Raw genomic sequence first — 26,147 nt, 5'->3', positions numbered from 1 at the left:
GGTAAGGCGAGGGGAGGGCCCAGGTCACGGGATCGGGCCGGGTTGCACTCTCGCGGCGGGATACTGAGGGCATGCGGTTGACGGACTTCTGGGAGCGGATGAACGAGCACTTCGGTGCCGCGTACGCGGACTCCTTCGCGCGCGACCACGTCATGGCCGCCCTGGGAGGGCGGACGGTGCACGAGGCGCTGGCCGAGGGCTGGGACGCCAAGGACGTGTGGCGGGCGGTGTGCGTCTCCGTCGAGGTGCCCGAGCACCTGCGCTGAGTGTGCCGAGCTTCCCGGATTCGCTTGACACAAAAATCGAACAACCATTCTTATGGGGGATGCGTGACGGCGTCCCGGGGCCGATTGTCAGTGGCGGGCGCTAGCGTCCTTGGTGTGAAGCGATCGAACCAGACGGACCGGGTGGCACCCATGGCAGGTACGGACCGCGAGAAGGCGCTCGACGCCGCTCTCGCGCAGATTGAGCGGCAGTTCGGCAAAGGCGCCGTGATGCGCCTGGGCGAGCGGCCCAACGAGCCGGTCGAGGTGATCCCCACCGGCTCCACGGCGTTGGATGTGGCCCTGGGCGTCGGCGGGCTGCCGCGCGGGCGTGTGGTCGAGGTGTTCGGCCCGGAGTCGAGCGGCAAGACCACGCTGACGCTCCACGCGGTGGCCAACGCCCAGAAGGCCGGCGGCACGGTCGCCTTCGTGGACGCGGAGCACGCGCTTGACCCCGAGTACGCCAAGCGACTCGGGGTGGACGTCGACCAGCTGATCCTCTCTCAGCCGGACAACGGCGAACAGGCGCTGGAGATCGTCGACATGCTGATCCGCTCCGGCGCCCTGGACCTGATCGTCATCGACTCCGTCGCCGCGCTCGTGCCGCGCGCGGAGATCGAGGGCGAGATGGGCGACTCCCATGTCGGCCTGCAGGCGCGGCTGATGAGCCAGGCCCTGCGGAAGATCGCCGGCGCGCTGAACCAGGCGAAGACGACCGCGATCTTCATCAATCAGCTCCGCGAGAAGGTCGGCGTGATGTTCGGCTCTCCCGAGACGACCTCGGGCGGCCGGGCGCTGAAGTTCTACGCCTCGGTGCGGCTGGACATCCGCCGCATCGAGACCCTGAAGGACGGCACCGATGCGGTGGGCAACCGCACCCGCGTCAAGGTGGTGAAGAACAAGGTGGCCCCGCCCTTCAAGCAGGCGGAGTTCGACATCCTCTACGGCATCGGCATCAGCCGCGAGGGCGGGCTGATCGACATGGGGGTGGAGCACGGCTTCATCCGCAAGTCCGGCGCCTGGTACACCTACGACGGCGACCAGCTCGGCCAGGGCAAGGAGAACGCGCGCAACTTCCTGCGCGACAACCCCGATCTGGCCAACGAGATCGAGAAGAAGATCAAGGAGAAGCTGGGCATCGGCGCCAAGCCCCAGGCGCCCGAGGGCCAGCCCAGTGCCGACGCGGCGAGCGCGAACGGCGCGGCGAACGGCGCCGCACCGGCCGGGTCCCCGGGTAGCGCTGCTGTCCGCGCCTCGGGCGCCAAGGCCGCCGCCGCGGGGGCCAAGGCCGCGGCGGCCAAGAGCTGACGGTGACCCGCCGCAGCACGGGCGTGCCTCCCGGGTCCCCGGGGCCCCGGGGGAGGCTGTCGGCCGCGCCGGCAGGGGATCCGGCCGAAGACCGCGGTGGTTCCGTCCCGTCGAGGGCCGGGGCGGAGCCACCGCATGCTCCGGAGCAGGAGGCGGAGCGGGCCCGGGCGGTGTGCCTGCGCCTGCTCACCGGGGCGCCGCGCACCCGGCGCCAGCTCTCCGACGCGCTGCGCACCCGGGGGTTCTCGGAGCGGGCGATCGCGTCGGTCCTCGACCGGTTCGAGGAGGTGGGGCTCATCGACGACGCGGCGTTCGCCGACGCCTGGGTCGAGTCGCGGCACCACGGGCGGGGCCTGGCCCGCAAGGCGCTGGCCGGCGAGCTGCGGAGGAGGGGCGTGGACCCCGCCACCGTCGACCGTGCCGTGTCGCGGCTGGACAGCGAGCAGGAGGAGGAGACCGCGCGCGCCCTGGTGGCCCGCCGGCTCCGCGCCACCAGAGGGCTGGAGGAGGGCAAGCGCCTGCGGCGGCTGGTCGGCATGCTCGCCCGCAAGGGGTATCCCGAGGGCGTCGCCCTCCGGGTGGTGCGCGAGGCCCTGCGGGAGGAGGGGGAGGACCCGGAGATGCTGGAGCGCCTCTTCCCCGACGGCGCCGTCTAGCGGCTCAGCGGCCGGCCGGGCTCTGCGACTGGCCGCTGGCGGCCGGGTCGCCCGGTGCCGGGTCGGCACGCGGCGCGTCGCCCCCTGCCGGGTCGCCCTGTCGCGGGATGTCCCGCGGCCGGTCCGCGGCGCCGCCGCGCAGGGTCTGTACGCAGGCGAGGAGCCCGTCCCGGTCCGCGCCCGGCAGGGCGGCGGCGAGGTGCCCGTCGGGGCGGACGACCAGCAGGGTGTGAGGCCCGGCGCCCGGGTACTCCTCGGTGACCAGCAGCTCGGCGGGCAGCGGCAACGTGCGGGCGGCGGTGGCGAGTTCCGGCATCAGACCGGCCGAGAGCCAGTGCTTGGCGTCCCAGACCCGGGCGCCGGGCGCGGTGAGCACCAGCAGCAGCGGGCCGCCCAGCCGTTCCCGCAGGCGGCCCTGGTCGCCGTTGAGGGCGGTCACCGGCACGTCGGCGACCGGCGCGCCCGGGGCGGTGTCCGCGGCGGCGGCCCGGGCGGGGGCGTGCGCGATGGGGGAGGCGGCGTAGCGGGCCGGGGCGCCGAGCGCGCCGCGGCCCACATTGCCGCCGTCCAGCAGCGCCAGCCTGGACTGGCCGCGCCCCGTCAGCCGTGCGGCCAGCCCGCCCCGGCCGCGCACCAGCGGCAGCGCCTGGTCCACCGCCCGCAGCCGGTCGCCGACGGCGGTGCGGCGTTCGGCCTCGTAGCTGTCCAGCAGCGGCTCGGCGCCGCCCTCCCGGCAGGCGATGGCCAGCTTCCAGGCGAGGTTGTCCGCGTCCCGCAGCCCCTCGGCGACCTGCTGCGTGCCCAGGGCGCCCAGCAGGTGCGCGGCGTCCCCGGCCAGGAAGACGCGGCCCGAGCGCCAGCGGCGGGCCAGCCGCTGGTGGCAGATGTGGACGCCGGTGTCGAGCAGCTCGTGCTCCGGCACCGCGCCGTCGTGCCAGGCGGCGAGGGTGGCGTCGACCCGCTCCAGCACGGTCTCGGGGGTCACCAGCCCGCCGTCGGGCGGCAGCGGCCAGTCCAGCCGCCAGGCGCCGCCCGCCAGCGGCCGCGCCGTGACCTCGCCGTGGGGCAGCCCGCGGTGGACCCCCGCCTCGCCCGGCCACGGCAGTTCGACGCGGAGCGCGGCCACCGCGTACCGCTCCACCCCGGTGCGCCCGGGGAACGCGACGCCGAGCAGCTTGCGCACGGTCGAGCGGGCCCCGTCGCAGCCGACGAGGAAGCTGCCGCGCCACCGGCGGTCCCGCCCGTCGGCGCCGTGCGTCTCGGTGGCCCGCACCTCGACGTGCCGCTCGTGCTGCTCCAGGGCGGCGAGCCGCCGGCCGGCGGCGAGCTGTATCAGCGGCTCACCGCCCGCGGCGTCGCGCAGTGCCCGCTCGAGGGCGTGCTGGGGAAGGTGCACCGGCCCGTCGCCCGGCTCGGAGAGCTCCAGGCGCCGCAGGGTCCGCCCCCGGTGGGTGGTGCGCCACGCTGTCCACCCCGTCGCATCCCGGTCGGCGCCGGGCAGCAGACGGGCCCAGTGCGCGATGTCCGGGGGGAGCACACAGCTGCGGGCCAGACGCCTGGGGGAGGGGCCGGACTGGCCGTCGATGACGATGGTGGGGACGCCGTGCCGGGCCAGGGCGAGCGCCAGCGCGAGCCCTGTGGGGCCCGCGCCGGCAATGATCACGGGCAGCACAGCATGTATGCAACCCAGCGGGTGTTCACGCGTCAAGTCGGGGCCGACGGCCGGCATAGCGGGCCGTCGGCCCACCGCCCGGAGTCAGCCGCCCTCTTTGGTCACCCCAGGCGCGCCGATCACGATCGGCGCCTCACCCGGCCGCTCCGCGTCCAGCTCGTCGCCGAGCCCCGCCACCACCACGGCGCCGGTGCTGCGCTTGCCGCGCCGGATCCGGCTCTCCAGCCAGCTCGCGAGGCTGGTGAGCAGGAAGTTCACCACGATGTAGATCGCGGCGATCACGGTCATGGTCGCGACGACGTTGGCACCGTAGTTGGCGCTGATGGTGGAGGACACGCCCATCAGGTCGGTGGTCCGGAGCAGGGCGCCGCCGAGCGCGGTGTCCTTGACGATCACCACCAGCTGGCTGACGATCGCCGGCAGCATGGCCGTCACGGCCTGCGGCAGGAGCACGCTGATCATGAGCTGGCCCTTGCGCATGCCGATGGCGTGTGCCGCGTCGGTCTGGCCGCGTGGCAGGGCGAGGACGCCGGCCCGGACGATCTCGGCGAGCACCGAGGCGTTGTAGAGGACCAGCCCGGTCACCACCGCGTACATGGGCCGCTGGTCGGGGTCGAGATCCGACCACTCGATGTAGGCCTGGTTGGCGAACAGGATCAGCACCAGCACCGGGATGGCGCGGAAGAACTCGACGACGGCGTTGGCGGGAATCCTGATCCACCGGTGGTCGGACAGGCGCCCGATGCCGAGCGCCGCGCCGAGCGGCAGCGCGATCACCATGGCGAGCACCGCCATGGTGAGGGTGTCGTACAGGCCCGGCAGCAGCCACGTCGTCCAGACGTCGGAGTCGGTGAAGAAGGGCTTCCACAGGTCCCATTCCAGCTGGCCCTTGTCGTTCATGATGGTCAGCACCCACCAGGCGACCAGGGCCAGCACGGCGAGGAAGAGGACGGTGTACAGGACGTTGCGCGCCCGTGCCCGGGGGCCGGGGACGTCGTACAGAACAGAACGGCCGTCGCTCATCGCTTCACCGCCACGCGCTTGGCGACCCAGCCCAGCAGCAGCCCGGTCGGAAGGGTGAGCACGAGGAAGCCGAGGGCGAAGATGCTCGCGACCTCGATCGGCCTGGCCTCATTCTCGATCATCTCCTTCATCAGCAGCGCCGCTTCCGACACGCCGATCACGGCGGCGATCGTGGTGTTCTTCGTGAGCGCGATCAGCACGTTCGTCAGCGGCCCGACGACCGAGCGGAACGCCTGCGGCAGCACGATCTGGGTCAGCACCTGCGAGAAGTTGAGGCCCAGCGCGCGGGCGGCCTCGGCCTGGCCGACGGGCACGGTGTTGATGCCGGAGCGCAGCGCCTCGCAGACGAAGGTCGAGGTGTAGACCACGAAGCCCAGCACCGCCAGCCGGAAGTTGGCGCTGTCGGTGGCGACGTCGGCCCACAGCGTCATCCCCAGCGTGAGGGCGAGGAGTTGCGAGCAGGCGAGGATGATGAGCGTGAGCGGGGTGTTGCGGAAGATGTTCACGTAGAGCGTGCCGAACGCCCGCATGACCGGTACGGGGCTGACCCGCATCGCCACCAGGATGGTTCCCCAGATGAGCGAGCCGATCGCGGAGAAGACGGTGAGCTGCACCGTCATCCAGAACGCCCCGAACAGGTCGTACTCGTCTAGATCAAGGAAGTCGAACACAAGATCTCGCAGGTTCCCTAGGGGATGCGGAATAGAGGCGTGGCGCGCCGCCGGTGGAGAGGGCGGCGCGCCACGGAATTCAGACGGAGGCCGGCCCGGTCGTCACTCCTCCACGACGGACAGATCCCCAACCTTGGGAGCGTCCTCGTAGTCGTAGTTGGCCGGCCCGAAGTTGGACTCCACGGCCTGCTCCCAGGAGCCGTCGTCGATCATCTTCTGCAGCGCGGTGTTGATCTCGTCGACCAGCTCGGTCTCGCCCTTCGGCACACCCACGCCGTAGTACTCGTCGCTCAGGTCGAAGCCGGCGAGCTTGAACTGGCCCTCGTACTCGTCCTGGGCGGCGTAGCCGGCGAGGATGGAGTCGTCGGTGGTCAGGGCGTCGATGGTGCCCTGCTGCACGGCGGGGACGCACTCGGAGTAGGTGGGGAACTCCTGCGTGGCGGCGTCCGGCGCGATGGAGTCCTGGACGTTCTGCGCCGAGGTGGACCCGGCGACCGTGCACAGCGTCATCTCGTTGATGGCGTCCTCGCTCACCTCCGCGTCGGAGCGGACCAGCAGGTCCTGGTGGGCGAGGAAGTACGGCCCGGCGAAGTCGACCAGCTCCATGCGCTCGGGGTTGATCGAGTAGCTGGCGACGATGAAGTCCACGTCGCCGCTCTGCAGCATCGTCTCGCGGTCGGCGCTGGGCGCCTCCACCCACTCGATGTCCTCGGGGGCGACGCCCATCTCGCCCGCGATGTAGGTGGCCACGTCGACGTCGAAGCCGGAGTACTCGCCCTCCGAGTTCTCCAGGCCGATGCCCGGCTGGTCGAACTTGATGCCGATCCGGAGCTCCTCGCCGCCGCCACCGTCGCCGGAGCCGCCGCTGCTTTCGGAGCCGCCGTCGCCGCTCTCGTCGTCGGAACCGCAGGCCGTGGCGGCCAGCGAGAGAGCGAAAACGGCGGCGGCCAGAGCGCTTGCCTTGCGGATTCTCATCGTTGTCATGTCCTTGTGTCGAGGGTTCTTTCGGGGTCCAGCGATCGGGTTCCGCATGCGGATCAGTGCTGAAGGATCTTCGAGAGGAAGTCCTTGGCCCGGTCGCTGCGCGGATTGTCGAAGAACTGGTGGGGCTCGGCCTCCTCGACGATGCGACCGTCGGCCATGAAGACCACGCGGTTGGCGGCGGAGCGGGCGAAGCCCATCTCGTGCGTGACGACCACCATGGTCATCCCCTCCCGCGCCAGCTGCTGCATGACCTCCAGCACCTCGTTGATCATCTCGGGGTCCAGGGCCGAGGTGGGCTCGTCGAAGAGCATGACCTTCGGCTGCATCGCCAGCGCGCGGGCGATCGCCACGCGCTGCTGCTGGCCGCCGGAGAGCTGGGCCGGGTACTTGTCGGCCTGGTTGCCCACCCCCACGCGGTCCAGCAGGGCGCGGGCCCGCAGTGTCGCCGTCTCCTTGGACTCGCGCCGGACCTTGACCGGCCCGAGCGTCACGTTCTGCAGCACGGTCTTGTGGGCGAAGAGGTTGAAGGACTGGAATACCATGCCGACGTCCGCGCGCAGCCGGGCCAGCTCCCTGCCCTCCTGCGGCAGCGGCTCCCCGTCGATGGTGATCATGCCGGAGTCGATCGTCTCCAGGCGGTTGATCGCCCGGCACAGCGTGGACTTCCCGGAGCCGGAGGGGCCGATCACGACGACCACCTCGCCCCGCTTGATGGTCAGGTTGATGTCCTGCAGCACGTGGAGCGCACCGAAGTGCTTGTTCACGCTGTCCAGGACGACCAGGTCCTCCGCCAGCGGCGAGGCGTCCTCCGGGTCCTTGGTCAGCGATGTCTCGCTCATCGTGGGGCTGCTCCATCCTCGTTGGTTGCACGGACCCTAACGACGGTGGGATACCGCGTCAGCAGACTTGAGCGGAAATTGAGGATAACGATCTGATCGAGTGCTGATGCGTTGGGTGAATGTCACAGGGATGCTCGGAGGCAGAGCGAGTGGGCGGGACCTGTAATGACCTGTAAAAGGCGATGGAAGGAGGGAGTGTATGAGACTGCTCCTGGTCGAGGACGATGAGCACGTCGCCGCCGCCCTGGTCGCCGTGCTCGGCAAGCACGGCTTCGAGGTCGCGCACGCCAGCGGCGGCGAGGAGGCGCTCGGCCTGCTGCGCGAGGGCTCCTTCGGCGTCGTGCTGCTGGACCTCGGGCTCCCGGACGCCGACGGCTTCGAGCTGTGCGGCAGGATCCGCCGGGCCAGCCCGGTGCCGGTGATCATGGTCACCGCGCGGGCCGACGTCCGCTCCCGCATACACGGGCTGAACCTCGGCGCCGACGACTACATCGTCAAGCCCTACGACACCGGTGAGCTGCTGGCCCGCATCCACGCCGTGAGCCGCCGCACCGGCGCCGGCTCCGGGGCGGCGGGATTCGGCGGCACCGCGGGCATCGACGCCGGCACCGGCACCGGCGCGCGCGGCCGGGCGGACGCCCCCGGCGCCCGCGACGGCGTGCTGTCGCTCGGCCCCGTCGTCGTCGAGCTGCACACCCGCCGGGTCTCCGTGGACGGCGAGCGCGTGGCGTTGACCCGCAAGGAGTTCGACCTGCTGGCGCTGCTCGGCCGGCGCCCCGGCGTCGTGTTCCGCCGCGAGCAGATCATCAGCGATGTCTGGCAGACCAGCTGGGAGGGCACCGGCCGCACCCTGGAGGTCCACATCGCCTCGCTCCGCGCCAAGCTCCGCAGACCCGAGCTGGTCGAGACCGTCCGCGGCGTCGGCTACCGACTCGCGCTCCCCGCCTCCTGACCGCCGCCGGCCAGCCCGACTCCGCCGCCTCCACGCCCATGCACTCGCGCCTCCTCCCTCTCCTGACCATGCTGCTGGCCGGCGTGCTGCTCGCCCTCGGCGTGCCGCTCGCCATCAGCCTCGCCGGCTCCGAGCAGCAGCGCGTCGTCGTCGACCGCATCGACGACACCGCGCGCTTCGCCTCCCTCGCGCAGTTCGCCGCCGACGCCACGACCGACCCCGACCGTGCCCCCGACGCGATCGGCGGCGACCCGCTGGCCACGCTCGGCCAGGAGCTCGACCGCTACCACGAGGTCTACGCCATCCGCGCCGGCGTCTTCTACCGCGACGGCCGCCCGCTGGCCACCGCCCCCCACAGCTGGCGCGTGCCCGGCGGCGTCGCCAGCAGCGAGTTCGCCGAGGCGCTCGCCGGCCGCCGCAGCCACCAGCCCGGCCAGATCTGGCCCTGGCAGGCCGAGGAACGCCTGGTCGTCGCCTCGCCGGTGATCCGGGACGGCGACGTGATCGCCGTCGTCGTCACCGACTCGCCCACCGGCCCGCTGCGCTCCCGCATCCTCGCCGGCTGGCTGCCCATCGCCGCGGGCGAGGCCGGCGCCATGCTGCTGGCCGTCGCCGCCGCGTTCCGCCTGACCCGCTGGGTGCTGCGGCCGGTCCGGGTGCTGGACCGGGCCACCCACGACATCGCCACCGGCCGCCTCAACGCCCGGGTCGCCGCCGCCGGCGGGCCCCCGGAGCTGCAGCGGCTGGCCCGCTCCTTCAACGAGATGGCCGACCACGTCGAGGCCGTCCTCGAACAGCAGCGGGCGTTCGTCGCCGACGCCTCCCACCAGCTGCGCAACCCGCTGTCCGCGCTGCTGCTGCGCATCGACCTGCTCGGCCTGGAGCTGCCCGAGGGCAGCGCCGAGTTCGCCTCCGTGCGCGAGGAGGGCAAGCGTCTGGCCCGGATGCTCGACGCCCTGCTCGGCCTGGCGCTGGCCGAGCACAGCCGCGCCGACCTGCGGGTCACCGACGTGGCCGCGCTCGCCGCCGAACGCGTCGCCGCCTGGCGGCCGGTCGCCGAACGCCGGGGCGTCGCGCTGCGCCAGGCCGGGCCCGGCGCGGTCACCGGCTGGGCCGACCCGGTGGGCCTGGCCAGCGCGCTCGACGCGATCGTGGACAACGCCGTGAAGTTCACCCCCGGCGGCGGCACCGTCACTGTCACCGTCACCCCGGGCCGCGACGTCGTCACCATCGAGACCGCCGACGACGGCCCCGGCCTCGCCGACGAGGAGCTGGAGCGCATCGGCGACCGCTTCTGGCGCAGCAGCCGTCACCAGAACGTCTCGGGCTCGGGTCTCGGCCTGTCCATCGTCGGCGCCCTGCTGGCCGCCGCCGGCGCCACCATCGCGTACGCCCACAACGAGCCCCACGGCCTGAAGGTGATCGTCCGCGTCCCCCGCGAGCCCGCCGAGCACGCGCCGGCGCCGCGCCCCCGCGCCGCCACCGCGTGATCACGACTTGACCGAGCGGTAGTACGCCAGCGCCCCCGGGTGCAGGTCCAGCGGCTGCGTGTAGATCGCGGTCCGCAGGTCCACCCGCTGCGCCGCGTGCACCGCCCGCCCTATGTGGTCCCGCCCGTTGATCACCGAGCGCGTCACCTGCTCGGTCAGCGCGTCGCTGCTGCGGTCGGTCGTGACCAGCAGGTTCGCCACCGCGACGGTCTCGATCCCCTGACCGCCCGCGATGTGCGGATAGGCGTCCGGCGGCATCACGGCGGCGCGGTAGTGCGCGGCGTACCCACCGCGCTCGCGCAGCTCGGGCAGCAGGTCCCCCAGCGGCACCAGCCGGATGTCCATCAGGTCCCCGAGGTGCCTGATCGCCGTGGTCGGCAGCCCGCCGGACCAGAAGAAGGCGTCCAGCCGCCCCGCCTCCAGCATCGTCCGCGTCACGTCGATGCCCTCCTCCACCGCCGTGATGTCCGTCTCCATGTCGAGCCCCGCCGCCGCCAGCAGCTCCCGGGTGACCAACTGCACGCCGGAGCGGTCCTGGCCCACCCCGACCCGCAGCCCGGCCAGGTCGGCGGCGCTGCGCACCGGCGAGTCGGCCGGGACCACCAGCTGCATGTAGTCGTCGTAGAGCCGCGCGCAGGCCAGCAGCCGCTCGGCGCCCCCGCCCCCGGACTGCTGGTACGCCGCGAGCGAGTCGGCCGTGGCGATGGCGAAGTCGGCCTCGCCGGCGATCAGCCGCTCGATGTTCTCCACCGACCCCGCGCTGGGCCGCAGCCTCACCTCGAGACCCGGCGCGTCCCGCGCCAGCTCCTCCCGCAGCAGCTGCCCGTAGCGCGTGTAGACGCCGCTCGGCACGCCCGTGCTCATCGCCATCTCGCCCGACAGCCGTTCGCCGTCCCCGAACAGGGGGCGCCACAGCAGCGCCCCCAGCAGCGCCAGCGCCGCGCCGAGGACGAGCAGGGCGCGCACCGGGCGGCGGCGCAGGAGGGACCGGGACGGCGAGGGCATGGGGTGATGCTGCGCGCTCACCGCCCGCCCCGGCAAGCCGCGGCGGGCTGCGTAGACTGAATCCCATGCCCGAAGCCGCCCGCACCTACCAGCTCAGGACGTTCGGCTGCCAGATGAACGTCCACGACTCAGAACGGATGGCCGGGCTGCTGGAGCAGGCCGGGTACGTCAGGGCGCAGCCCGGCGCGGACGAGGCGGACGTCGTCGTCTTCAACACCTGCGCCGTGCGCGAGAACGCCGACAACCGGCTGTACGGCAACCTCGGCCAGCTCGCCCCCCGCAAGGCCGCCCGCCCCGGCATGCAGATCGCCGTCGGCGGCTGCCTGGCGCAGAAGGACCGCGAGACCATCGTGCGCCGCGCGCCGTGGGTCGACGTCGTCTTCGGCACCCACAACGTCGGCCGCCTGCCGGTCCTGCTGGAGCGGGCCCGGATCCAGCGCGAGGCCCAGGTCGAGATCGCCGAGTCGCTCCAGGAGTTTCCCTCCACGCTGCCGACCCGCCGCGAGAGCGCCTACGCCGCCTGGGTCGCGATCTCCGTCGGCTGCAACAACACCTGCACCTTCTGCATCGTCCCGGCGCTGCGCGGCAAGGAGAAGGACCGCCGCCCCGGCGACATCCTCGCCGAGGTGGAGGCGCTGGTCGCCGAGGGCGTCACCGAGATCACCCTCCTCGGGCAGAACGTCAACGCCTACGGCTCCGACATCGGCGACCGCCAGGCGTTCTCCAAGCTGCTGCGCGCCTGCGGCGAGGTCGAGGGCCTGGAGCGGGTCCGCTTCACCTCCCCGCACCCGCGCGACTTCACCGACGACGTCATCGAGGCGATGGCCGGGACGCCGAACGTCATGCCGCAGCTCCACATGCCGCTGCAGTCCGGCTCCGACCGGGTGCTGCGCGCCATGCGCCGCTCCTACCGGCAGGAGCGGTACCTCGGCATCATCGAGAAGGTGCGCGCCGCCATCCCGGACGCCGCCATCACCACCGACATCATCGTGGGCTTCCCCGGCGAGACCGAGGAGGACTTCGGGCAGACGCTGCACGTGGTGCGCGAGGCCCGCTTCGCGCAGGCCTTCACCTTCCAGTACTCCAAGCGCCCCGGCACCCCGGCCGCCGGGATGGACGGCCAGGTGCCGAAGGAGACCGTGCAGGCGCGGTACGAGCGGCTCGTGGCGCTGCAGGAGGAGATCTCCTGGGCGGAGAACAAGCGGCAGGTCGGCCGCGTCGTGGACGTGCTGGTCGCCGAGGGCGAGGGCCGCAAGGACGAGGCCACCCGGCGGCTGTCCGGCCGGGCCCCCGACAACCGGCTGGTGCACTTCACCCGCCCCGAGCGCTCCGTCCGCCCCGGCGACGTCGCCACCGTCGAGATCACCTACGCCGCTCCCCACCACCTGCTGGCCGAGGGCCCCGTCCGCGCCGTGCGCCCCACCCGCGCCGGCGATGCCTGGGAGCGGCGCACCGCGGCCCCGGCCGGGAAGCCCCGCGGCGTCATGCTGGGCCTGCCGACCGTCGGCGCGCCCGCCGCGGCGCCGGAACCGGCCCAGGGCTGCCACGTCCACTGAGGCGTGAGGCGCCGGCGCTAGGCTGCGGCACATGCTCGTCGCCGCCGCCGTCTGTCCCTGCCCGCCGCTGCTGGTGCCCGAAGTGGCGGCCGGTGCCGCGCCCGAGATGGACGCGGCGCGGGCGGCCTGCCTCGACGCGCTGGGCGTGCTGGCCGCCGCCCGCCCCGACCGGCTGGTCGTCGCGGGTCCGGCGGAGCCCGAGGGCCGCGGGCCCTTCCCCGCCGGGACGCGCGGCTCATTCCACGGCTTCGGGGTCGACGTGGAGGTCGCCCTGGGGCACGGCGAGGCGGGAGAACGCCCGCTGCCGCCCTCGCTGACCGTCGGCGCCTGGCTGCTGACCCGCGCCGGCTGGGACGCGGCGCCCGCCGAGGGCCTGGGCGTCGGGGAGCCGCTGGAGCCGGAGCGCTGCGCGGCGGCCGGGCGGGCCCTGGCGGCCGGCACCGGGCGGCTGGCGCTGCTGGTGATGGGGGACGGCAGCGCGTGTCGCTCGCCGGGCGCGCCCGGGTCCTTCGACGAGCGCGCCGCCGCCTTCGACGCCGAGGCCGCCAGGGCCCTGGGCGAGGCCGACACGGCCGGGCTGGCCGCGCTCGACGCCGGGCTGGCCGAGGAGCTGAAGGCGTCCGGCCGGTCCTGCTGGCAGCTCCTCGGCGGCGCCGGGGCGGGGGCGGGGCTCGGCGGGCGGCTGCTCTTCGACCAGGCTCCCTATGGCGTCGGATACCTCGTCGCGTCCTGGTCCTGAGCCGCGCGGCCCGCCGGGCCCCTACCGCCTGCCGCCTACTGCCGGGCTCCCTCGCCCGTCTCGCTGTCCGCCGCCTCGGCCGCGACCGTCTGCCTCGGGATGGCCACCGCCTCGCCGTCGGCGGCGGCCCCGGCGCGCGGCACGGCCTCGCCGTCTCCTTCTCCGGCGGCCCCTCCCGCGGCCTCTCCGGCTCCGGCTCCCGTTGACGCGCCCGTTGACGGCTTCACGCCCCGTCCACCGCGGCGGAACCAGGCAAAAACTCCCATATCAACTCCTGACCTTGCTGGTTGACCCCGAAACGGGAAACGACGCCCGCGACGGCGCGTCACGTCGCTCGTTCGGGTTCGGGAGGCGCCCCGCGGTCTGCGACACTGCGTGCGTGACCACCCGCCCCGCCTCCCCACCCCAGCTCGTCGCCGTGGTCGGCCCCACCGCGGCGGGCAAGTCCGACCTCGCGGTGGCGCTGGCCGCACGCCTGGGCGGCGAGGTGGTCAACGCCGACTCCATGCAGCTCTACCGGGGCATGGACATCGGCACCAACAAGCTCACCCCGGCCGAGCGGCGCGGCATCCCGCACCACCTCCTCGACGTGTGGGACGTGACCGAGACCGCGAGCGTCGCCGAGTACCAGCGCATGGCCCGGGAGCGGATCGACCGGCTGCTGGCGCAGGGCCGCACCCCCGTGCTCGTCGGCGGCTCCGGCCTCTACGTGCGCGCCGCCATCGACCCGCTGGACTTCCCCGGCACCGACCCCGGCATCCGCGCCCGGCTCGAGGCCGAGCTGGCCCGCGAGGGCAGCGGGGCGCTGCACGCCCGCCTCGCCGCCGCCGACCCGCGCGCCGCCCGCGCCATCCTGCCCAGCAACGGCCGCCGCGTCGTCCGCGCCCTGGAGGTCATTGAGCTGACCGGCCGCCCCTTCACCGCGCGGCTCCCCGAGGCCGGCGAGGCGGAGGGCGTCTACTCCGCCCTCCAGATCGGCCTCGCCGTGGACCGGCCCGAGCTGTTCGAGCGGATCGCCGCCAACGTGGACCGCTGGTGGCGCGAGGGCCTGCTGGACGAGGTGCGCGAGCTGGAGCGGGCCGGTCTGCGCGAGGGCCGCACCGCCTCCCGCGCGCTCGGCTATCAGCAGCTGCTGGCGGCCCTGGCCGGCGACTGCACCGTGGAGGAGGCACGCGAGGAGACCGTCCGCGCCACCCGCCGCTTCGCCCGCCGCCAGGAGTCGTGGTTCCGCCGCGACCGGCGCGTCCACTGGCTGCGCGCCGGGCGGCAGGAGCGCGCGCCCGAGGCCCTCGCGGCGCACGCCTGGCAGCTCGTCGAACGGACGGTCACATCCTGATCACGTGATGGCATCGGGACGCTCCAGGCGGCCGGGAGCGGGTGCGGAGCGTGCCATCATCGACCAATGCTGCAGCCGTGAAGACGTTGAGTTGGGAGGGCGCGTGGCGATGGAGGCCAGCCCTCGGGAGAGCGACGGCAGGACCGGCGACATCCCTCAGCGCCGCCTGGGCGACGAGCCGCTCGCCGACGCCGGGCTCAGCGACTTCACCGCGCCGGGCGTGCCCGGCGGACCCTACACGGCGGAGGACGAGGAGGACGCCGGGCCCTCGGCCGCCGACGGCGGCGAGTCCGAGTCGGAGTCGGAGTCCTACGCCGAGCTGCGGCCCTCCCGCCGGCTGCGGCTGACCCAGCTCGCCCCGATCGCGCTGCTGAGCCTGCTCGGCTCCCTGATGTTCGCCTTTCCCCTCGCCTTCGCCTTCGACGAGGCGGGGGCCGTGGTCGCCATGCTCGGCCTGCTCATCGGGTGCAGCGCCGCCGGCTGGGGCATGATGGCCGCCCGCCGCGTCGGCTACACCTGGCCCGGGCTGCCGCCCCGCGGCTCCGGCCGCCCCCCCGACTGGCGCCTGCTGCTGCTCTACGGCGCGGGCCTGGCCGTCCTCGCCGCCCTCGCCGTCTGGCGGGTGGCCGCGCTGCGCTGAGCGCCGCCGGCCGGCCCCGCCCCGCGGCGTTGACTTAGGATCGACCGGGTGAGCACCGCCCCGCCCCCGCGGCAGCCCGTGCCCTTCCTCAAGGGACACGGCACCGAGAACGACTTCGTGATCCTCCCCGACCCGGACGGGCGGCTCGCGCTGCCCGCCGCCACGGTGGCGCGGCTGTGCGACCGGCGGGCCGGCATCGGCGGCGACGGGCTGCTGCGCGCCGTGCGCTCCGCCGCCGATCCGGAGGCGCGCGGGATGGCCGGCGAGGCCGAGTGGTTCATGGACTACCGCAACGCCGACGGCAGCGTCGCCGAGATGTGCGGCAACGGCGTGCGCGTCTTCGTCCGCTACCTGCTGCGCGCCGGGCTGGCAAAGCCGGGGGAGCTCGCCGTCGCCACCCGCGCCGGGGTGCGGCGGGTGCGGGTCGGCGAGGATGGCCTCGTCGCCGTGGCCATGGGCCAGGCCCGGCTCCCCGGCGGCCCCGGGGAGACCGTCACCGTGACCGTCGCCGACGCCGGCGGCGACCGCCGCTGGCCCGCCCGCCACGTCGACATGGGCAACCCGCACGCCGTCGCCTTCGTCTCCGACCTCTCCGAGGCCGGGCCGCTGCTCGCGCCGCCCGCCGTCCACCCCGCCGGGGCGTACCCGCGCGGCACCAACGTCGAGTTCGTCGTCGAGCGCGGCCCCGGCCACATCGCGCTGCGGGTCCACGAGCGCGGCGTCGGCGAGACCCGCTCCTGCGGCACCGGCGCCTGCGCCGCCATGGTGGCCGCGGCCCGCCGCGAGGGCCGCGACCCGGCGGCCGACGGCCGCGCCGCCACCTACACCGTGGACGTCCCCGGCGGGCGGCTGCTGGTCACCGAGGAGACCGACGGCGGCGTCACCCTCGCGGGCCCCGCCGTCATCGTGGCCGAGGGCACCATCGACCGCGACTGGCTGCGCTGAACCTCCGTCATCCCCCCGGCCAGGCCCCGTTTTTCGGCCAGCTTTCCCCAGACAAAAGTCACTCGGGCGGGTGATCCACCACGAGACGGGCGGCCGTGGGACGGCGGAGGGCGCTGGGCTCGGTAGCATCAAGCACCGGCGCCGCTGCTGGACCACAGAGCGATCACGGGATCACGGGGAGTCAAGGGGATCACGGGGGATCACGGGGATCGGCCGCGGTCCGGTCAGAGACCGCGGGAGGTGCCACCCCATGAGCGCAAAGGCGACCACACCGAGCGACACCGTCGACGCGAGCGACACGACCGGCGGCGAGGGCATCCACGACTCCGGTGTCCGTGATGCCGGTGTCCACGACGCCGGCCATCCACCACCGCCCGGGCGGCGCGGCCATCGCCGCGACGTGCTGAGGCTGCGCAAGCTCGGGCGGGCGGCGTTCCTCCGCGCGGGCACCGCAGCCCGCGACCGGGACCGGATGCCGGACGCCATCGAGCACATCGCCCAGGTCCACCGCCGCCACCACCCGGGCGCGGACCTCGACGCGCTGCGCCGCGCGTACCTGCTCGCCGAGTCCGCCCACCGGGGCCAGATGCGCAAGAGCGGCGAGCCGTACATCACCCACCCGCTGGCCGTCACGCTGATCCTCGCCGAACTCGGCGCGGAGACCACCACGCTGACCGCCTCGCTGCTGCACGACACCGTCGAGGACACCGAGGTGACGCTCGATCAGGTGCGGGCGGACTTCGGCGAGGAGGTCCGGCACCTCGTCGACGGCGTCACCAAGCTGGAGAAGGTCGACTACGGCGCCGCGGCCGAGCCCGAGACCTTCCGCAAGATGCTGGTCGCCACCGGCAGCGACGTGCGCGTGATGTCGATCAAGCTCGCCGACCGGCTGCACAACATGCGCACCCTCGGCGTCATGCGGCCCGAGAAACAGGCCCGTATCGCCCGCGTCACCCGTGAGGTGCTGATCCCGCTCGCCGAGCGGCTCGGCGTACAGACCGTCAAGACGGAGCTCGAGGACCTCGTGTTCGCCGTGCTCCACCCGCAGGAGCACGCCCGCGCCCTGCAGCTGATCCGCACGCACCGCGGCGACGGGCCCGACCCGCTGGCCGAGGTGGCGGAGGCGGTCCGGGGCGTGCTGCGGGAGGCCGGGATCGCCGCCGAGGTGCAGATCCGGCCCCGGCACGTGCTGTCGGTCCACCGCGTACGCCTCAAACGCGGCGAGCTCGGCCTCTGCGACTACGGGCGCCTGCTGATCCTGGTGGCGGAGAACGCCGACTGCTACGCCGTGCTCGGCGAGCTGCACACCTGCTTCACGCCGGTGGTCGCGGAGTTCAAGGACTTCATCGCGGCCCCGAAGTTCAACCTCTACCAGTCGCTGCACACCGCCATCGCCGACGCCTCGGGCCAGGTCGCCGAGGTGCTGGTGCGCACCCACCGGATGCACCGCGTCGCCGAGGCCGGGGTCGTCGCCCTCGGCGACCCGCACCGGGGCGGCGAGGCGGCGGCCGGCGGGGACCCCGAGGAGGGCGCGGACGCCGAGCGGGCCGACCCCACCCGCCCGGGCTGGCTGTCGCGGCTGCTGGAGTGGCAGCGGCAGGCGCCCGACCCGGACACCTTCTGGACCGCGCTGCGCGACGAGCTGGCCCGCGACCGGGAGATCACGGTCTTCGGCGAGACCCCCGACGACGGGCCGCTGCACCTGCCGGCGGGCGCCACCTGCGTCGACGCGGCGTACGCCCGCCACGGCCAGGCCGCCCACGCCTGCGTCGGCGCCCGCGTCAACGGGCGGCTGGCGACGCTGCGCACCGTGCTGCGCGACGGCGACACCGTGCGGCTGCTGCTCGCACCCGAGGGCACCTCGGGGCCCTCGCCGGAGTGGCTGGAGCACGCCGTGACCCCGGCCGCGCGGATCCCGATCCGCCGCTGGATCGAGGGCCACGCGGCGGAGGGCGCGGAGCCCGAGGCCGCGCCCGCGTCCGCCGAGGCCGAGGCAACCCCCGCTCCCGCCGAACGGGGCGGCGAGCGCGAGCGCGACCGCGTGGCCGGGCGCGCCGCGCGCCGCGAGCAGGCCGCCGTCGTCGTCGGGGCCCCCGCCACCCGCGTCCGCCTCGCCGGCTGCTGCACCCCCGTCCCGCCCGACGCCGTCCGCGGCTTCGCGGTGCACGGCGGGACCGTCACCGTGCACCGCGAGGGCTGCCCGGCCGCCGTGCGGATGGCCGCCGCCGGGCGCCACCCCCTGCCGGTGAGCTGGCGTTCGGAGTCCGTCGGCTGCCGGGTGACGCTCCAGGCCGAGGCGCTCGGCCGCCCGCATCTGCTGGCGGACCTCACCGAGGCGCTGGCCACGCACGGCGCGGCCGTGCTGCAGGCCGAGGTGACCCCGCCGCGGCAGCACCGCGTCACCCACACCTACACGCTGCGGCTGCCCGACGCCTCCGGGCTGCCGCGCCTGATCCGCGCGATGCGCCGCGTCCCCGGCGTGTACGACGTGACGCGGGCCTCGCGGGCCACCGGCTGACCGGCGTTCGCCGCCCGCCCGGCGCGGCGGCGCGGCGGCGCGCTAATCCGCGTGACGCCGCCGATCGGCCGTGTCACCATGGGGGCGGCCCCGGCGGCCGGCACGGCGGCCGGGGGAATGATCCGCGGCTCACCGGCGTTCACCCAGGACACGCACCCCACCCCTAAGGACTGACTTGACCTTCTCTTCCCTCCCTCAGGACCACCAGCGCCCCGCCGTCGGCCGCCGCGCAGACGCCCTGATGGATGAGGACGTCGCCTGGCAGGACGCCGAGGCGGACGACATGCCCGACGGCGAGCAGTTCGACCGCGAGGAGCGCGCCGCGCTGCGCCGCGTGGCCGGCCTGTCGACCGAGCTCGCGGACATCACCGAGGTCGAGTACCGGCAGCTGCGCCTGGAGCGCGTCGTGCTCGTCGGCGTATGGACCTCCGGCACGGCCCAGGACGCGGAGAACTCCCTGGCCGAGCTCGCCGCCCTCGCCGAGACCTCCGGTGCCCTCGTGCTCGACGGCGTCATCCAGCGCCGCGACAAGCCCGACCCGGCCACGTACATCGGCTCCGGCAAGGCACAGGAGCTGCGTGACCTGGTGCTGGAGACCGGCGCCGACACCGTGGTGTGCGACGGCGAGCTGAGCCCCGGCCAGCTGATCCACCTGGAGGACGTCGTCAAGGTGAAGGTGGTCGACCGGACCGCGCTGATCCTCGACATCTTCGCCCAGCACGCCAAGTCCCGCGAGGGCAAGGCGCAGGTCTCGCTGGCCCAGATGCAGTACATGCTGCCCCGGCTGCGCGGCTGGGGCCAGTCGCTCTCCCGCCAGATGGGCGGTGGCGGCTCCGGCAGCGCCGGCGGTGGCATGGCCACGCGCGGCCCCGGTGAGACCAAGATCGAGACCGACCGGCGGCGCATCCGCGAGAAGATGGCGAAGGTGCGCCGCGAGATCGCGGAGATGAAGACCGGGCGCGAGATCAAGCGCCGCGAGCGCCGCCGCAACCGGATCCCCTCGGTCGCCATCGTCGGGTACACCAACGCCGGCAAGTCCTCGCTGCTCAACCGCCTCACCGGCGCGGGCGTGCTGGTGGAGAACGCCCTCTTCGCCACCCTCGACCCGACGGTCCGCCGCTCGGAGACGCCGGGCGGGCGGGGGTTCACGCTCACCGACACCGTGGGATTCGTCCGGCACCTGCCGCACCACCTGGTCGAGGCGTTCCGCTCGACCATGGAGGAGGTCGCCGACGCCGACCTGATCCTCCACGTGGTGGACGGCTCCCACCCCACGCCCGAGGCGCAGCTCGCGGCCGTCCGCGAGGTGGTCCGCGACGTCGGTGCGCACGAGGTGCCCGAGATCGTCGTGGTCAACAAGGCCGACGCCGCGGACGAGCTGACGCTGCAACGCCTGCTGCGCGCCGAGCGGCGCGCGGTGACCGCCTCCGCCCGCACCGGGCAGGGCATCGACGAGCTGATGGCCTGGATCGAGACGGAGCTGCCGCGCCCCGGCATCGAGCTGGAGGCGCTGGTGCCCTACACCGAGGGCGGGCTCGTCTCGCGGGTCCACGCCGAGGGCGAGGTGCTCTCCGAGGAGCACACCGGGCAGGGCACGCTGATCAAGGCCCAGGTGGGCGAGGAGCTGGCCGCGCTCCTCGCGCCGTACGTGCCGGCCCGCCCGTAGCGGGCGCGGGCACCTGGGAGCGCGCGGCGCCGTCCCGAGGGGCGGCGCCGCTGCCGAGGCCGCGCAGCATGAGCTGCACCCAGCGGCGCCGCGCCCGCTCGGGCAGCTCGTCGCCCGGCAGCGTCTCCATCACCAGCACCAGGTCGGTGACGGTGACGTCCGGGTGCAGCGATCCCTCCCGGTGCGCGGCCGCCACGATCCGGGAGAGGTCGGTCAGCGCCTTCTGCCGCTCCTCCCGCGGCTCCTCCACGCCGAGGTTGCGCAGCGCCACCTTCACCGCGCGGTCCTCGCCGGCCGTGGTGCTGATGCGCTCGGTCAGCACCTCCAGCTCCCGCATGGCGCTGCCCTCGGCCTCGACGCGGGCCACGGCCTCGCCGAGGGCGGCGAAGACCCGGTGGGCCAGCTCGGACGCCACCGCGCCCACGAGGTCCGCCTTCGTGGGGAAGTGCCGGTAGAGGGTGCCGACCGCGACGCCCGCCTCGCGCGCGATGTCGTCGATGCCGACCGCCTCGCCGTGCGTGGCGAACAGGGCCCGCGTCGCGCGCAGGATGTTCGCGCGGTTGCGTGCCGCGTCGGCGCGAAGGCGTTGGGGGGCGACCATCGGTGGCTCCGTCCTGGAGGTCAGTGCACGAGGGCGAGGGGCACGAGAGGCATGAGAGATGGTATTGCCAGCCGGGCACGCCCTGTCCGCTCCCGGTTTGCATGGGTGCCGCCGGCGCGTATCCCCGACGGGGAATGCGAACTTTTTCGACGCGAGAGTGCGCATCGTGTTGCGCACCATGTTCACGTCGAAGGAGGCGTCGATGCGGGAGCTTCTGGAAGTGGTGATGTGCAAGTGATGGAGGCAGGTCCTCCGCTGTCGCCCTGTAGGGGAGGACCCGGCCCAATGAGAGTGCGGGTGCGCGACGTAGCGGACTCCTCGGCGAAAGTGCGGTTCAACACTCCGGCGAGGCAGACGGAGACGTGCCTCCGGCCGCGGGCTGTCGCACCGGGGCCGGTGGGAAGGCCGAGCTGATGGCGTGGGAGTCCTCGTACATGTGATAGACGGTGATTCCGCTGTCGGTCACGCTGATGTGCAGGGCGAAGTCGTTGGTGAACGTCCTGCCAGTCGCACGCACCTCGAAGCGACTGCGGCCGAGGACAACCACGTGCTGCCCCTCGGCGACCGTGGTGTGGATGATGAATTCCTCTGCCGGGCTCAGTTCCTGGCCGAGAACGGCGAAGAAATCAGCTATCTCGTCCTTGGTGGAGCGGCCGCCGACCCAGGGGACGTTGGCCGCCCCGCCGACCCTGAAGTCGACGTGCTCGGCGAACAGGTCGAGAGCACCGGCGATGTCCCCGCTTCCGTAGCGGTCGAAGAAGGACGTGACTACCTCGCGGGCGGTCGGTACTGCGGTGGTCATGGCTGTCTTCCCTTTCTCGGGGGGGTAAGCGGTCACTGACAGAACGGCCCGATCCGGCTCCACGAGCATGAACACGGCGCGTACGTCCGGGCTCCGGGCTCGGCCCATGTCGAAGCTCGTCGAAGGGCAGCAGGGAGACCGGCGTTCCGCCGGGGCGGGGGCGGCAGGGAGCGAACCGTCCGCGGTGGCCACCAGGGGCCTGCCACGCGGTCAGGGCGGCCAGCGGACGTGGCGCCCGTGGGGCGGGGGCGAAGTGCCGGGCCGGTGCGGTCACGTACTCGGCGTACGCGTCGGCCGGGCGCGGTGCGGTACACCTGCGTTGGCCATGGTCCTCTCTCAGGCGATGCCCGGGCCCGGGCGCCCGGTTCGGTGCGCGCAGCAGGCGGATCGGCGATCAGGTGCGCCCGGGCGGTTCCTTCGGGTCACGGCTGCGCCGGCTGCGCCGGCTTGATGTTCTGGTTCACCCGGAACACGTTGTGCGGGTCGTACTTGGCCTTCAGCTGGGACAGCCGCTCGTAGTGACCCGGCCCGTAGGCCGACAGGATGCGCCGATCGCCCTCGTCGAGGAGTTCGTTGACGTACACGCCGCCCGAGGTGAACCGCTGCATCCGGTCGTATACCTCGCGGCACCAAGCTGTGTTGGCGTCGTCGTCCTTCGCGTCGGTCCATCCGCCCAGCAGGGTCACCAGGAAGCCGTCCTTCCGGTGCGGGAACGCGGTCGCCTCAGGCGCGACCCGCGCCATCTGTCCGCCGAGCAGCATGAGGCCCACCTGGGTCAGCGGCGACTTGCGCTCCCGGAATCCTTCGAGCAGCGTGACGAGGGCCTCGTCGGTGACGGCGGGAATCATGAAGGACCGGGTGTAGTAGCGGCGGTGGTGCACCATGTCCGCGTCGCCGAGCTGCTGGACCTTCGGGTAGTCCATCGTCTCGGTGGTCCGCATGACAGGCTCGGGACCGAACCCGGCGAGGCTGTCGATCAGCGCGTCCGTGTCCTTGGCGGGAGCGGTGTCGACATAGCGGATGGCGATGCCCGTCTCGCCGCCCTCCAGGTCGAGGAAGCCCACGGCCAGTCCCAGCCGTTCGGCGGCGGTCCGGGCGAACGCGGACAGGCCCTCGGCGACACGCTGGTGATCGGCGCCGCGGTAGACCACGACGCCGGTACGGCAGGCGCCCTGGGGGTGCAGCTTGTACTCGAACGACGTCACGACGCCGAAGTTGCCGCCTCCGCCCCGGATCGCCCAGTAGAGGTCGACGTCGTCGTCCGCGCTCGCCCGCCGCACCTCGCCGTTCGCGAGGACGACATCGGCGGCCAGGAGGTTGTCGACGGTGAGGCCCTGCGCCCGGCACAGCCAGCCGATGCCTCCGCCGAGGGTGAGACCGGCGATACCGGTGTGCGAGATCTGGCCGCCGGTCACCGCGAGCCCGAACCGGTAGGTCTCGTCGTCCAGGTCGGCCAGCAGCAGACCGGGCTCGGCGATCGCGACGCCCCGCTGAAGGTCGACCCGGATGCCCTTCATCCGGGACAGGTCGACGACCAGGCCGTCGTCGATCGTCGAGTGCCCCGGATAGCTGTGCCCGCCACTGCGTACGGCGAGCAGCACATCATGCCGAGTGGCGAACCGTACGGCCTCGACCACGTCGGCCGTACCCGCGCACCGCACGATCAGCCCCGGGTGGCGGTTGAAATAGCCGTTCCACACCAGTCGTGCCTCGGCGTAGCCCTCGTCCTCCTGGCCGAGGACGTCACCGCGTACGACGGTGCGCAGTGCGTCGATCTCTCCCTGAGCGACGGGTTGTCCTGAACGGTTCTTCAGCGTCATGGTGCCTCCTGCTTGCTCGTCGGCCGGTGACGCCGTGCCGACGGGGTGGTTGAGTGAGGTTGCATCGGGGTGGGTACGGCGCGAGGTCATGCGGCCGGAACGTCGGCGCGGATCAGCGCGACGATGCCGTTGACGCTGCCCGCCTCCAGCAGTTCGTCCTCGGGGATGCGCGGGCCGTACTCGCGCTCGATGATCACGGAGAGCTCCAGCATGACCAGCGAGTCGAGTTCGAGGGCGGAGAACTCGGTGGCGGCGGTGATGTCGTCGTCCACGGAGAACTTCTCCACGAGGATGTTCACGATGTGCTTGGCAATGGCGTCCATGAGTGCCTTCCGTCGGATGGCCTAGGGGTGCCGGGGCGCCGCTCAGGGGCACGAGTTCCGGCTCAGGGGCGAGGGGCGCGGGGCGAGCGCTTTGATGTCGGGCCAGCGCAGGGCCGTGGAGCCCCAGCTCAGGCCGCCGCCGAAGGAGGTCAGCAGAACACGGTGTCCCGGCTGCAGTTGGCCGTCGGCCGCGGCGTCAGTGAGCGCGAGGGGGATGGAGGCGGCGGAGGTGTTGCCGACCCGGTCCAGGTGGAGCAGTACGCGCTCGCGGTCCACGTGCATCACGTCGGCGACTGTGTTCAGGATGCGCGCGTTGGCCTGGTGGCCGACGAACCAGTCGATGTCACCGGTGTGCCAGCCGATCCGTCCCAGCAGGGCCGTGGAGGAGCCGGCCATCCGGTCGACGGCGTGGGCGAAGATCTCCTTGCCGCGCATGGAGAGGTAGTTGTCCGCTTCGCGCAGCGGCTCCCTGCGCGACCGCTGACGCGATCCGCCGGCCGGCAGTACGGCCAGGTCTTGGTGGGCGCCGTCGCTGCCCAAGTCGAACCCGGCGAGCACGCCCGGCTCGTCCGGGTCCCCGGTCCGCAGCACGGCGGCACCGGCGCCGTCGCCGAAGATGATCGCGGTCGCGCGGTCCTCGGGGTCGAGCCGGGTGGACCAGATATCGGCGCCGATCACCAGGACCCGCTCGCAGCTGCCGGAAGTGATCGCTCCGGCCGCGGAGTGCAGGCCGTAGATGAATCCGGCGCAGGCCGCCGAGAGGTCGTAGCCGGGGGTGCCGCCCAGGCCCAGGTCGGTGGCGACGCGCGGGGCCGTGGCGGGCATCGGCTGATCCGGGGTGCTGGTCGCCATGACGACCAGATCGACCGAGTCGACGCCCGCCGACTCCAGGGCCCGACGTCCCGCTTCCACCGCGAGGTCGCCGGTGCTCACGCCGGGGTCGGCCCAGTGGCGCCGCTGTATGCCCGTTCTGGTGCGTATCCACTGGTCGTTGGTGTCGACCAGGGTGGAGATCTCGTCATTGTCCACCATCCGGTCCGGAACCATGGCTCCGATGCCGGTGAGGACGGCGGCGCGGCTCATGACCGGCCCCGGCGGGTGTGCGCATGATGGTCACCATTCATCGCTGTGTCCCTTCGTGACAGGTGCTGCGGCAGCCGGTGCGCGGCCGAGCAGGTGACGGACATGTGCTGGAGCTCCCCGACGATCTCGACGGACCTCCAGGTGTCGCCTTCTCGTGTGGTCAGCATCCGGGGCTCGGACAGCCGGACGGAGAGTGGGGCGGGGGACGTCACCGGTCGCCGGGTGTCGCCTATGTGGAGCGCGGCCTGGCGCATCCAGAGGGTGTTGCTCTCGGAGCGCGGCACCCCGTCGAGTTCGTAGAGCAGGATCTGCCCGAGCTGGATGGCGGAGACGAAGACGTCGACGATCGACGTGCCTCGGTGGCTGTAGCTCTCGATCCCCTGCACCGGCAGCCCGTCCGGTGCTGCTGTCCGGGAGCTCACCGTGGCCTGCGCGCGCTGCTGCGCGAAGTCCACCCGCAGATCGTCGATGAGCTGGCTCTTGCACCTGTGCGCGGCCCGGAACGGCCGGAGGCCGGCGGGCCCCAGCAGGTCGTCCGGGCCGTCATAGCGGGCCGCGCCCGGGCGTACGGTGCCGGCCGGGTGCTCTATCTCGCAGCGGGCCCGCAATGCCCCCACCTGGCAGTCGGCCACACAGACCCGTCGTTCGGCATCCTGCTCCGCTGGCAGCATGGTGATCGCCGCCCGGACGTCGAACCCGTCGAGCGCCTCCTCAACGGGGCTGACGCCGGCCTTCATCCGGACCCGGCGCAGCCGCATCTCGCTGCGGCGGCCGATGTCGAGGCCGAGCGCGTGGGTGAGGTAGAGCTCCGCGACCTCACCGGCCAGCAACAGTACGTCGATACTGCTCAGGTGGGGGGCCTGGCTCCGCTGCCCCTTTTTGGACCAGTCCTCCGGGTAGCGTACGGACGCCCGGGCCCGCACGGTTCCGTCGCCGTCCGGACCGACGTCCAGCGCGACGTCCCCGAGGGTCTGATCGGCTCGCTTGTAACCGGCTCCGAAGAACCGCTTCTCGCCGGGACCCAGATAGTCGTCGACGGTACGGCGTACGCGTTCCGGGGCGGCGGTCGTCTCTGTCATCTCGTTCCTCCCGAGCGGTGGCGCGGTGGGGCTACTGGTCCTCGTTCATCCAGCTCATGAGCTTGCGCAGCTCCTTGCCGGTGGTCTCCAGGAGGTGGTCGCCGTCGGCCTTCTTGTACTCGTTGTAGCGGGGCAGGCCGGCGTTGTACTCGGCCATCCAGTTGCGGGCGAAGCTG

24 protein-coding genes and 1 pseudogene are annotated in these 26,147 nt (G+C 73.3%); 12 read left to right on the top strand and 13 right to left on the bottom strand.

Features of this window, described 5'->3' with window-relative positions; all coding sequences use genetic code 11:
- Nucleotides 1-71: 71 nt before the first annotated feature.
- The 3 genes from ACTWQH_RS26700 to recX all read left to right on the top strand — a co-directional run bounded on the left by ACTWQH_RS26700 (nt 72) and on the right by recX (nt 2,227).
- Nucleotides 72-266 carry a DUF3046 domain-containing protein gene (locus ACTWQH_RS26700; protein ID WP_443289309.1) on the top strand — a complete coding sequence of 65 codons (195 nt, stop codon included), beginning with the start codon at nt 72-74 and terminating at the stop codon, nt 264-266.
- A gap of 150 nt (nt 267-416) precedes the next feature.
- On the top strand, nt 417-1,571 hold the full coding sequence (recA, locus tag ACTWQH_RS26695; RefSeq protein WP_443289308.1) for a recombinase RecA: 1,155 nt from the start codon (nt 417-419) through the stop codon (nt 1,569-1,571).
- Nucleotides 1,568-2,227: a recombination regulator RecX gene (gene recX, locus ACTWQH_RS26690; RefSeq protein WP_443289322.1), complete on the top strand. Its 660-nt coding sequence runs from the start codon at nt 1,568-1,570 to the stop codon at nt 2,225-2,227. Before recA ends, recX begins: the two co-directional genes overlap by 4 nt.
- 4 nt (nt 2,228-2,231) lie before the next feature.
- On the opposite strand, the gene ACTWQH_RS26685 is transcribed toward recX, so the two are convergent.
- The 5 genes from ACTWQH_RS26685 to ACTWQH_RS26665 form a co-directional block, all read right to left on the bottom strand.
- Nucleotides 2,232-3,899, bottom strand: coding sequence for an FAD-dependent monooxygenase (locus ACTWQH_RS26685; protein WP_443289307.1), 1,668 nt, complete (start codon nt 3,897-3,899; stop codon nt 2,232-2,234).
- An 84-nt stretch (nt 3,900-3,983) separates the two neighbouring features.
- Nucleotides 3,984-4,922 carry an amino acid ABC transporter permease gene (locus tag ACTWQH_RS26680; protein ID WP_443289306.1) on the bottom strand — a complete coding sequence of 313 codons (939 nt, stop codon included), beginning with the start codon at nt 4,920-4,922 and terminating at the stop codon, nt 3,984-3,986.
- Nucleotides 4,919-5,593, bottom strand: a complete 675-nt coding sequence (locus tag ACTWQH_RS26675) for an amino acid ABC transporter permease (RefSeq protein ID WP_443289305.1) — start codon at nt 5,591-5,593, stop codon at nt 4,919-4,921. The genes ACTWQH_RS26680 and ACTWQH_RS26675 overlap by 4 nt, the downstream gene beginning before the upstream one ends.
- A 102-nt stretch (nt 5,594-5,695) precedes the next feature.
- Complete coding sequence (locus ACTWQH_RS26670) at nt 5,696-6,568, bottom strand: glutamate ABC transporter substrate-binding protein (RefSeq protein ID WP_443289321.1); 873 nt, start codon at nt 6,566-6,568, stop codon at nt 5,696-5,698.
- Nucleotides 6,569-6,630: 62 nt separating this feature from the next.
- Nucleotides 6,631-7,416, bottom strand: a complete 786-nt coding sequence (locus ACTWQH_RS26665) for an amino acid ABC transporter ATP-binding protein (protein ID WP_443289304.1) — start codon at nt 7,414-7,416, stop codon at nt 6,631-6,633.
- A gap of 199 nt (nt 7,417-7,615) precedes the next feature.
- Between ACTWQH_RS26665 and ACTWQH_RS26660 the strand changes: the two genes are divergently transcribed.
- Entirely contained in the window at nt 7,616-8,368 is a 753-nt protein-coding gene (locus ACTWQH_RS26660) for a response regulator transcription factor (protein ID WP_443289303.1), read from the top strand.
- Nucleotides 8,369-8,406: 38 nt separating this feature from the next.
- Nucleotides 8,407-9,858 (top strand): sensor histidine kinase, encoded by a 1,452-nt coding sequence (locus tag ACTWQH_RS26655; protein ID WP_443289302.1) that lies wholly within the window; start codon nt 8,407-8,409, stop codon nt 9,856-9,858.
- On the opposite strand, the gene ACTWQH_RS26650 is transcribed toward ACTWQH_RS26655, so the two are convergent.
- Nucleotides 9,859-10,863 (bottom strand): TAXI family TRAP transporter solute-binding subunit, encoded by a 1,005-nt coding sequence (locus ACTWQH_RS26650; RefSeq protein ID WP_443289301.1) that lies wholly within the window; start codon nt 10,861-10,863, stop codon nt 9,859-9,861.
- 65 nt (nt 10,864-10,928) lie between these two features.
- On the opposite strand from ACTWQH_RS26650, the gene miaB reads away from it, so the two are divergent.
- From miaB to hflX, 7 genes are all read left to right on the top strand, one after another.
- The gene (gene miaB, locus ACTWQH_RS26645) at nt 10,929-12,419 is read left to right on the top strand and encodes a tRNA (N6-isopentenyl adenosine(37)-C2)-methylthiotransferase MiaB (RefSeq protein WP_443289300.1); all 1,491 of its coding nucleotides are present in this window, start codon (nt 10,929-10,931) and stop codon (nt 12,417-12,419) included.
- Between the two features lie 31 nt (nt 12,420-12,450).
- The gene (locus ACTWQH_RS26640) at nt 12,451-13,158 is read left to right on the top strand and encodes a class III extradiol dioxygenase subunit B-like domain-containing protein (RefSeq protein ID WP_443289299.1); all 708 of its coding nucleotides are present in this window, start codon (nt 12,451-12,453) and stop codon (nt 13,156-13,158) included.
- Between the two features lie 379 nt (nt 13,159-13,537).
- Nucleotides 13,538-14,494: a tRNA (adenosine(37)-N6)-dimethylallyltransferase MiaA gene (miaA, locus tag ACTWQH_RS26635; RefSeq protein ID WP_443289298.1), complete on the top strand. Its 957-nt coding sequence runs from the start codon at nt 13,538-13,540 to the stop codon at nt 14,492-14,494.
- 109 nt (nt 14,495-14,603) lie between these two features.
- On the top strand, nt 14,604-15,134 hold the full coding sequence (locus ACTWQH_RS26630; protein ID WP_443289320.1) for a hypothetical protein: 531 nt from the start codon (nt 14,604-14,606) through the stop codon (nt 15,132-15,134).
- A gap of 48 nt (nt 15,135-15,182) precedes the next feature.
- Nucleotides 15,183-16,079: a diaminopimelate epimerase gene (dapF, locus tag ACTWQH_RS26625; RefSeq protein ID WP_443289297.1), complete on the top strand. Its 897-nt coding sequence runs from the start codon at nt 15,183-15,185 to the stop codon at nt 16,077-16,079.
- A 250-nt stretch (nt 16,080-16,329) separates the two neighbouring features.
- A complete protein-coding gene (locus tag ACTWQH_RS26620; RefSeq protein WP_443289296.1) occupies nt 16,330-18,597 on the top strand; it encodes a RelA/SpoT family protein in 2,268 nt (755 codons plus the stop codon).
- Nucleotides 18,598-18,772: 175 nt separating this feature from the next.
- Entirely contained in the window at nt 18,773-20,263 is a 1,491-nt protein-coding gene (gene hflX, locus ACTWQH_RS26615) for a GTPase HflX (protein ID WP_443289295.1), read from the top strand.
- On the opposite strand, the gene ACTWQH_RS26610 is transcribed toward hflX, so the two are convergent.
- From ACTWQH_RS26610 to ACTWQH_RS26580, 7 genes and pseudogenes are all read right to left on the bottom strand, one after another.
- A complete protein-coding gene (locus tag ACTWQH_RS26610) occupies nt 20,199-20,864 on the bottom strand; it encodes a TetR/AcrR family transcriptional regulator (RefSeq protein WP_443289294.1) in 666 nt (221 codons plus the stop codon). The two genes, hflX and ACTWQH_RS26610, sit on opposite strands and share 65 nt — an antisense overlap.
- 334 nt (nt 20,865-21,198) lie before the next feature.
- Nucleotides 21,199-21,666 (bottom strand): nuclear transport factor 2 family protein, encoded by a 468-nt coding sequence (locus ACTWQH_RS26605; protein WP_443289293.1) that lies wholly within the window; start codon nt 21,664-21,666, stop codon nt 21,199-21,201.
- A 422-nt stretch (nt 21,667-22,088) separates the two neighbouring features.
- Entirely contained in the window at nt 22,089-23,486 is a 1,398-nt protein-coding gene (locus tag ACTWQH_RS26600; protein ID WP_443289292.1) for an FAD-binding oxidoreductase, read from the bottom strand.
- A gap of 86 nt (nt 23,487-23,572) precedes the next feature.
- Nucleotides 23,573-23,809, bottom strand: coding sequence for an acyl carrier protein (locus ACTWQH_RS26595; protein WP_443289291.1), 237 nt, complete (start codon nt 23,807-23,809; stop codon nt 23,573-23,575).
- A 42-nt stretch (nt 23,810-23,851) separates the two neighbouring features.
- The gene (locus ACTWQH_RS26590; RefSeq protein WP_443289290.1) at nt 23,852-24,892 is read right to left on the bottom strand and encodes a beta-ketoacyl-ACP synthase III; all 1,041 of its coding nucleotides are present in this window, start codon (nt 24,890-24,892) and stop codon (nt 23,852-23,854) included.
- Nucleotides 24,889-25,971, bottom strand: a complete 1,083-nt coding sequence (locus tag ACTWQH_RS26585; protein WP_443289289.1) for an AvrD family protein — start codon at nt 25,969-25,971, stop codon at nt 24,889-24,891. Before ACTWQH_RS26585 ends, ACTWQH_RS26590 begins: the two co-directional genes overlap by 4 nt.
- 31 nt (nt 25,972-26,002) lie before the next feature.
- Nucleotides 26,003-26,147, bottom strand: a pseudogene (locus tag ACTWQH_RS26580) (ketol-acid reductoisomerase); the annotation flags it as partial.

This window comes from Streptomyces sp. 6N223, from assembly GCF_052246635.1.
Classification (GTDB): Bacteria; Actinomycetota; Actinomycetes; order Streptomycetales; family Streptomycetaceae; genus Streptomyces.
The sequence above is the reverse complement of the archived record's forward strand: the minus strand, read 5'-3'. Positions and strand labels throughout refer to the sequence as shown.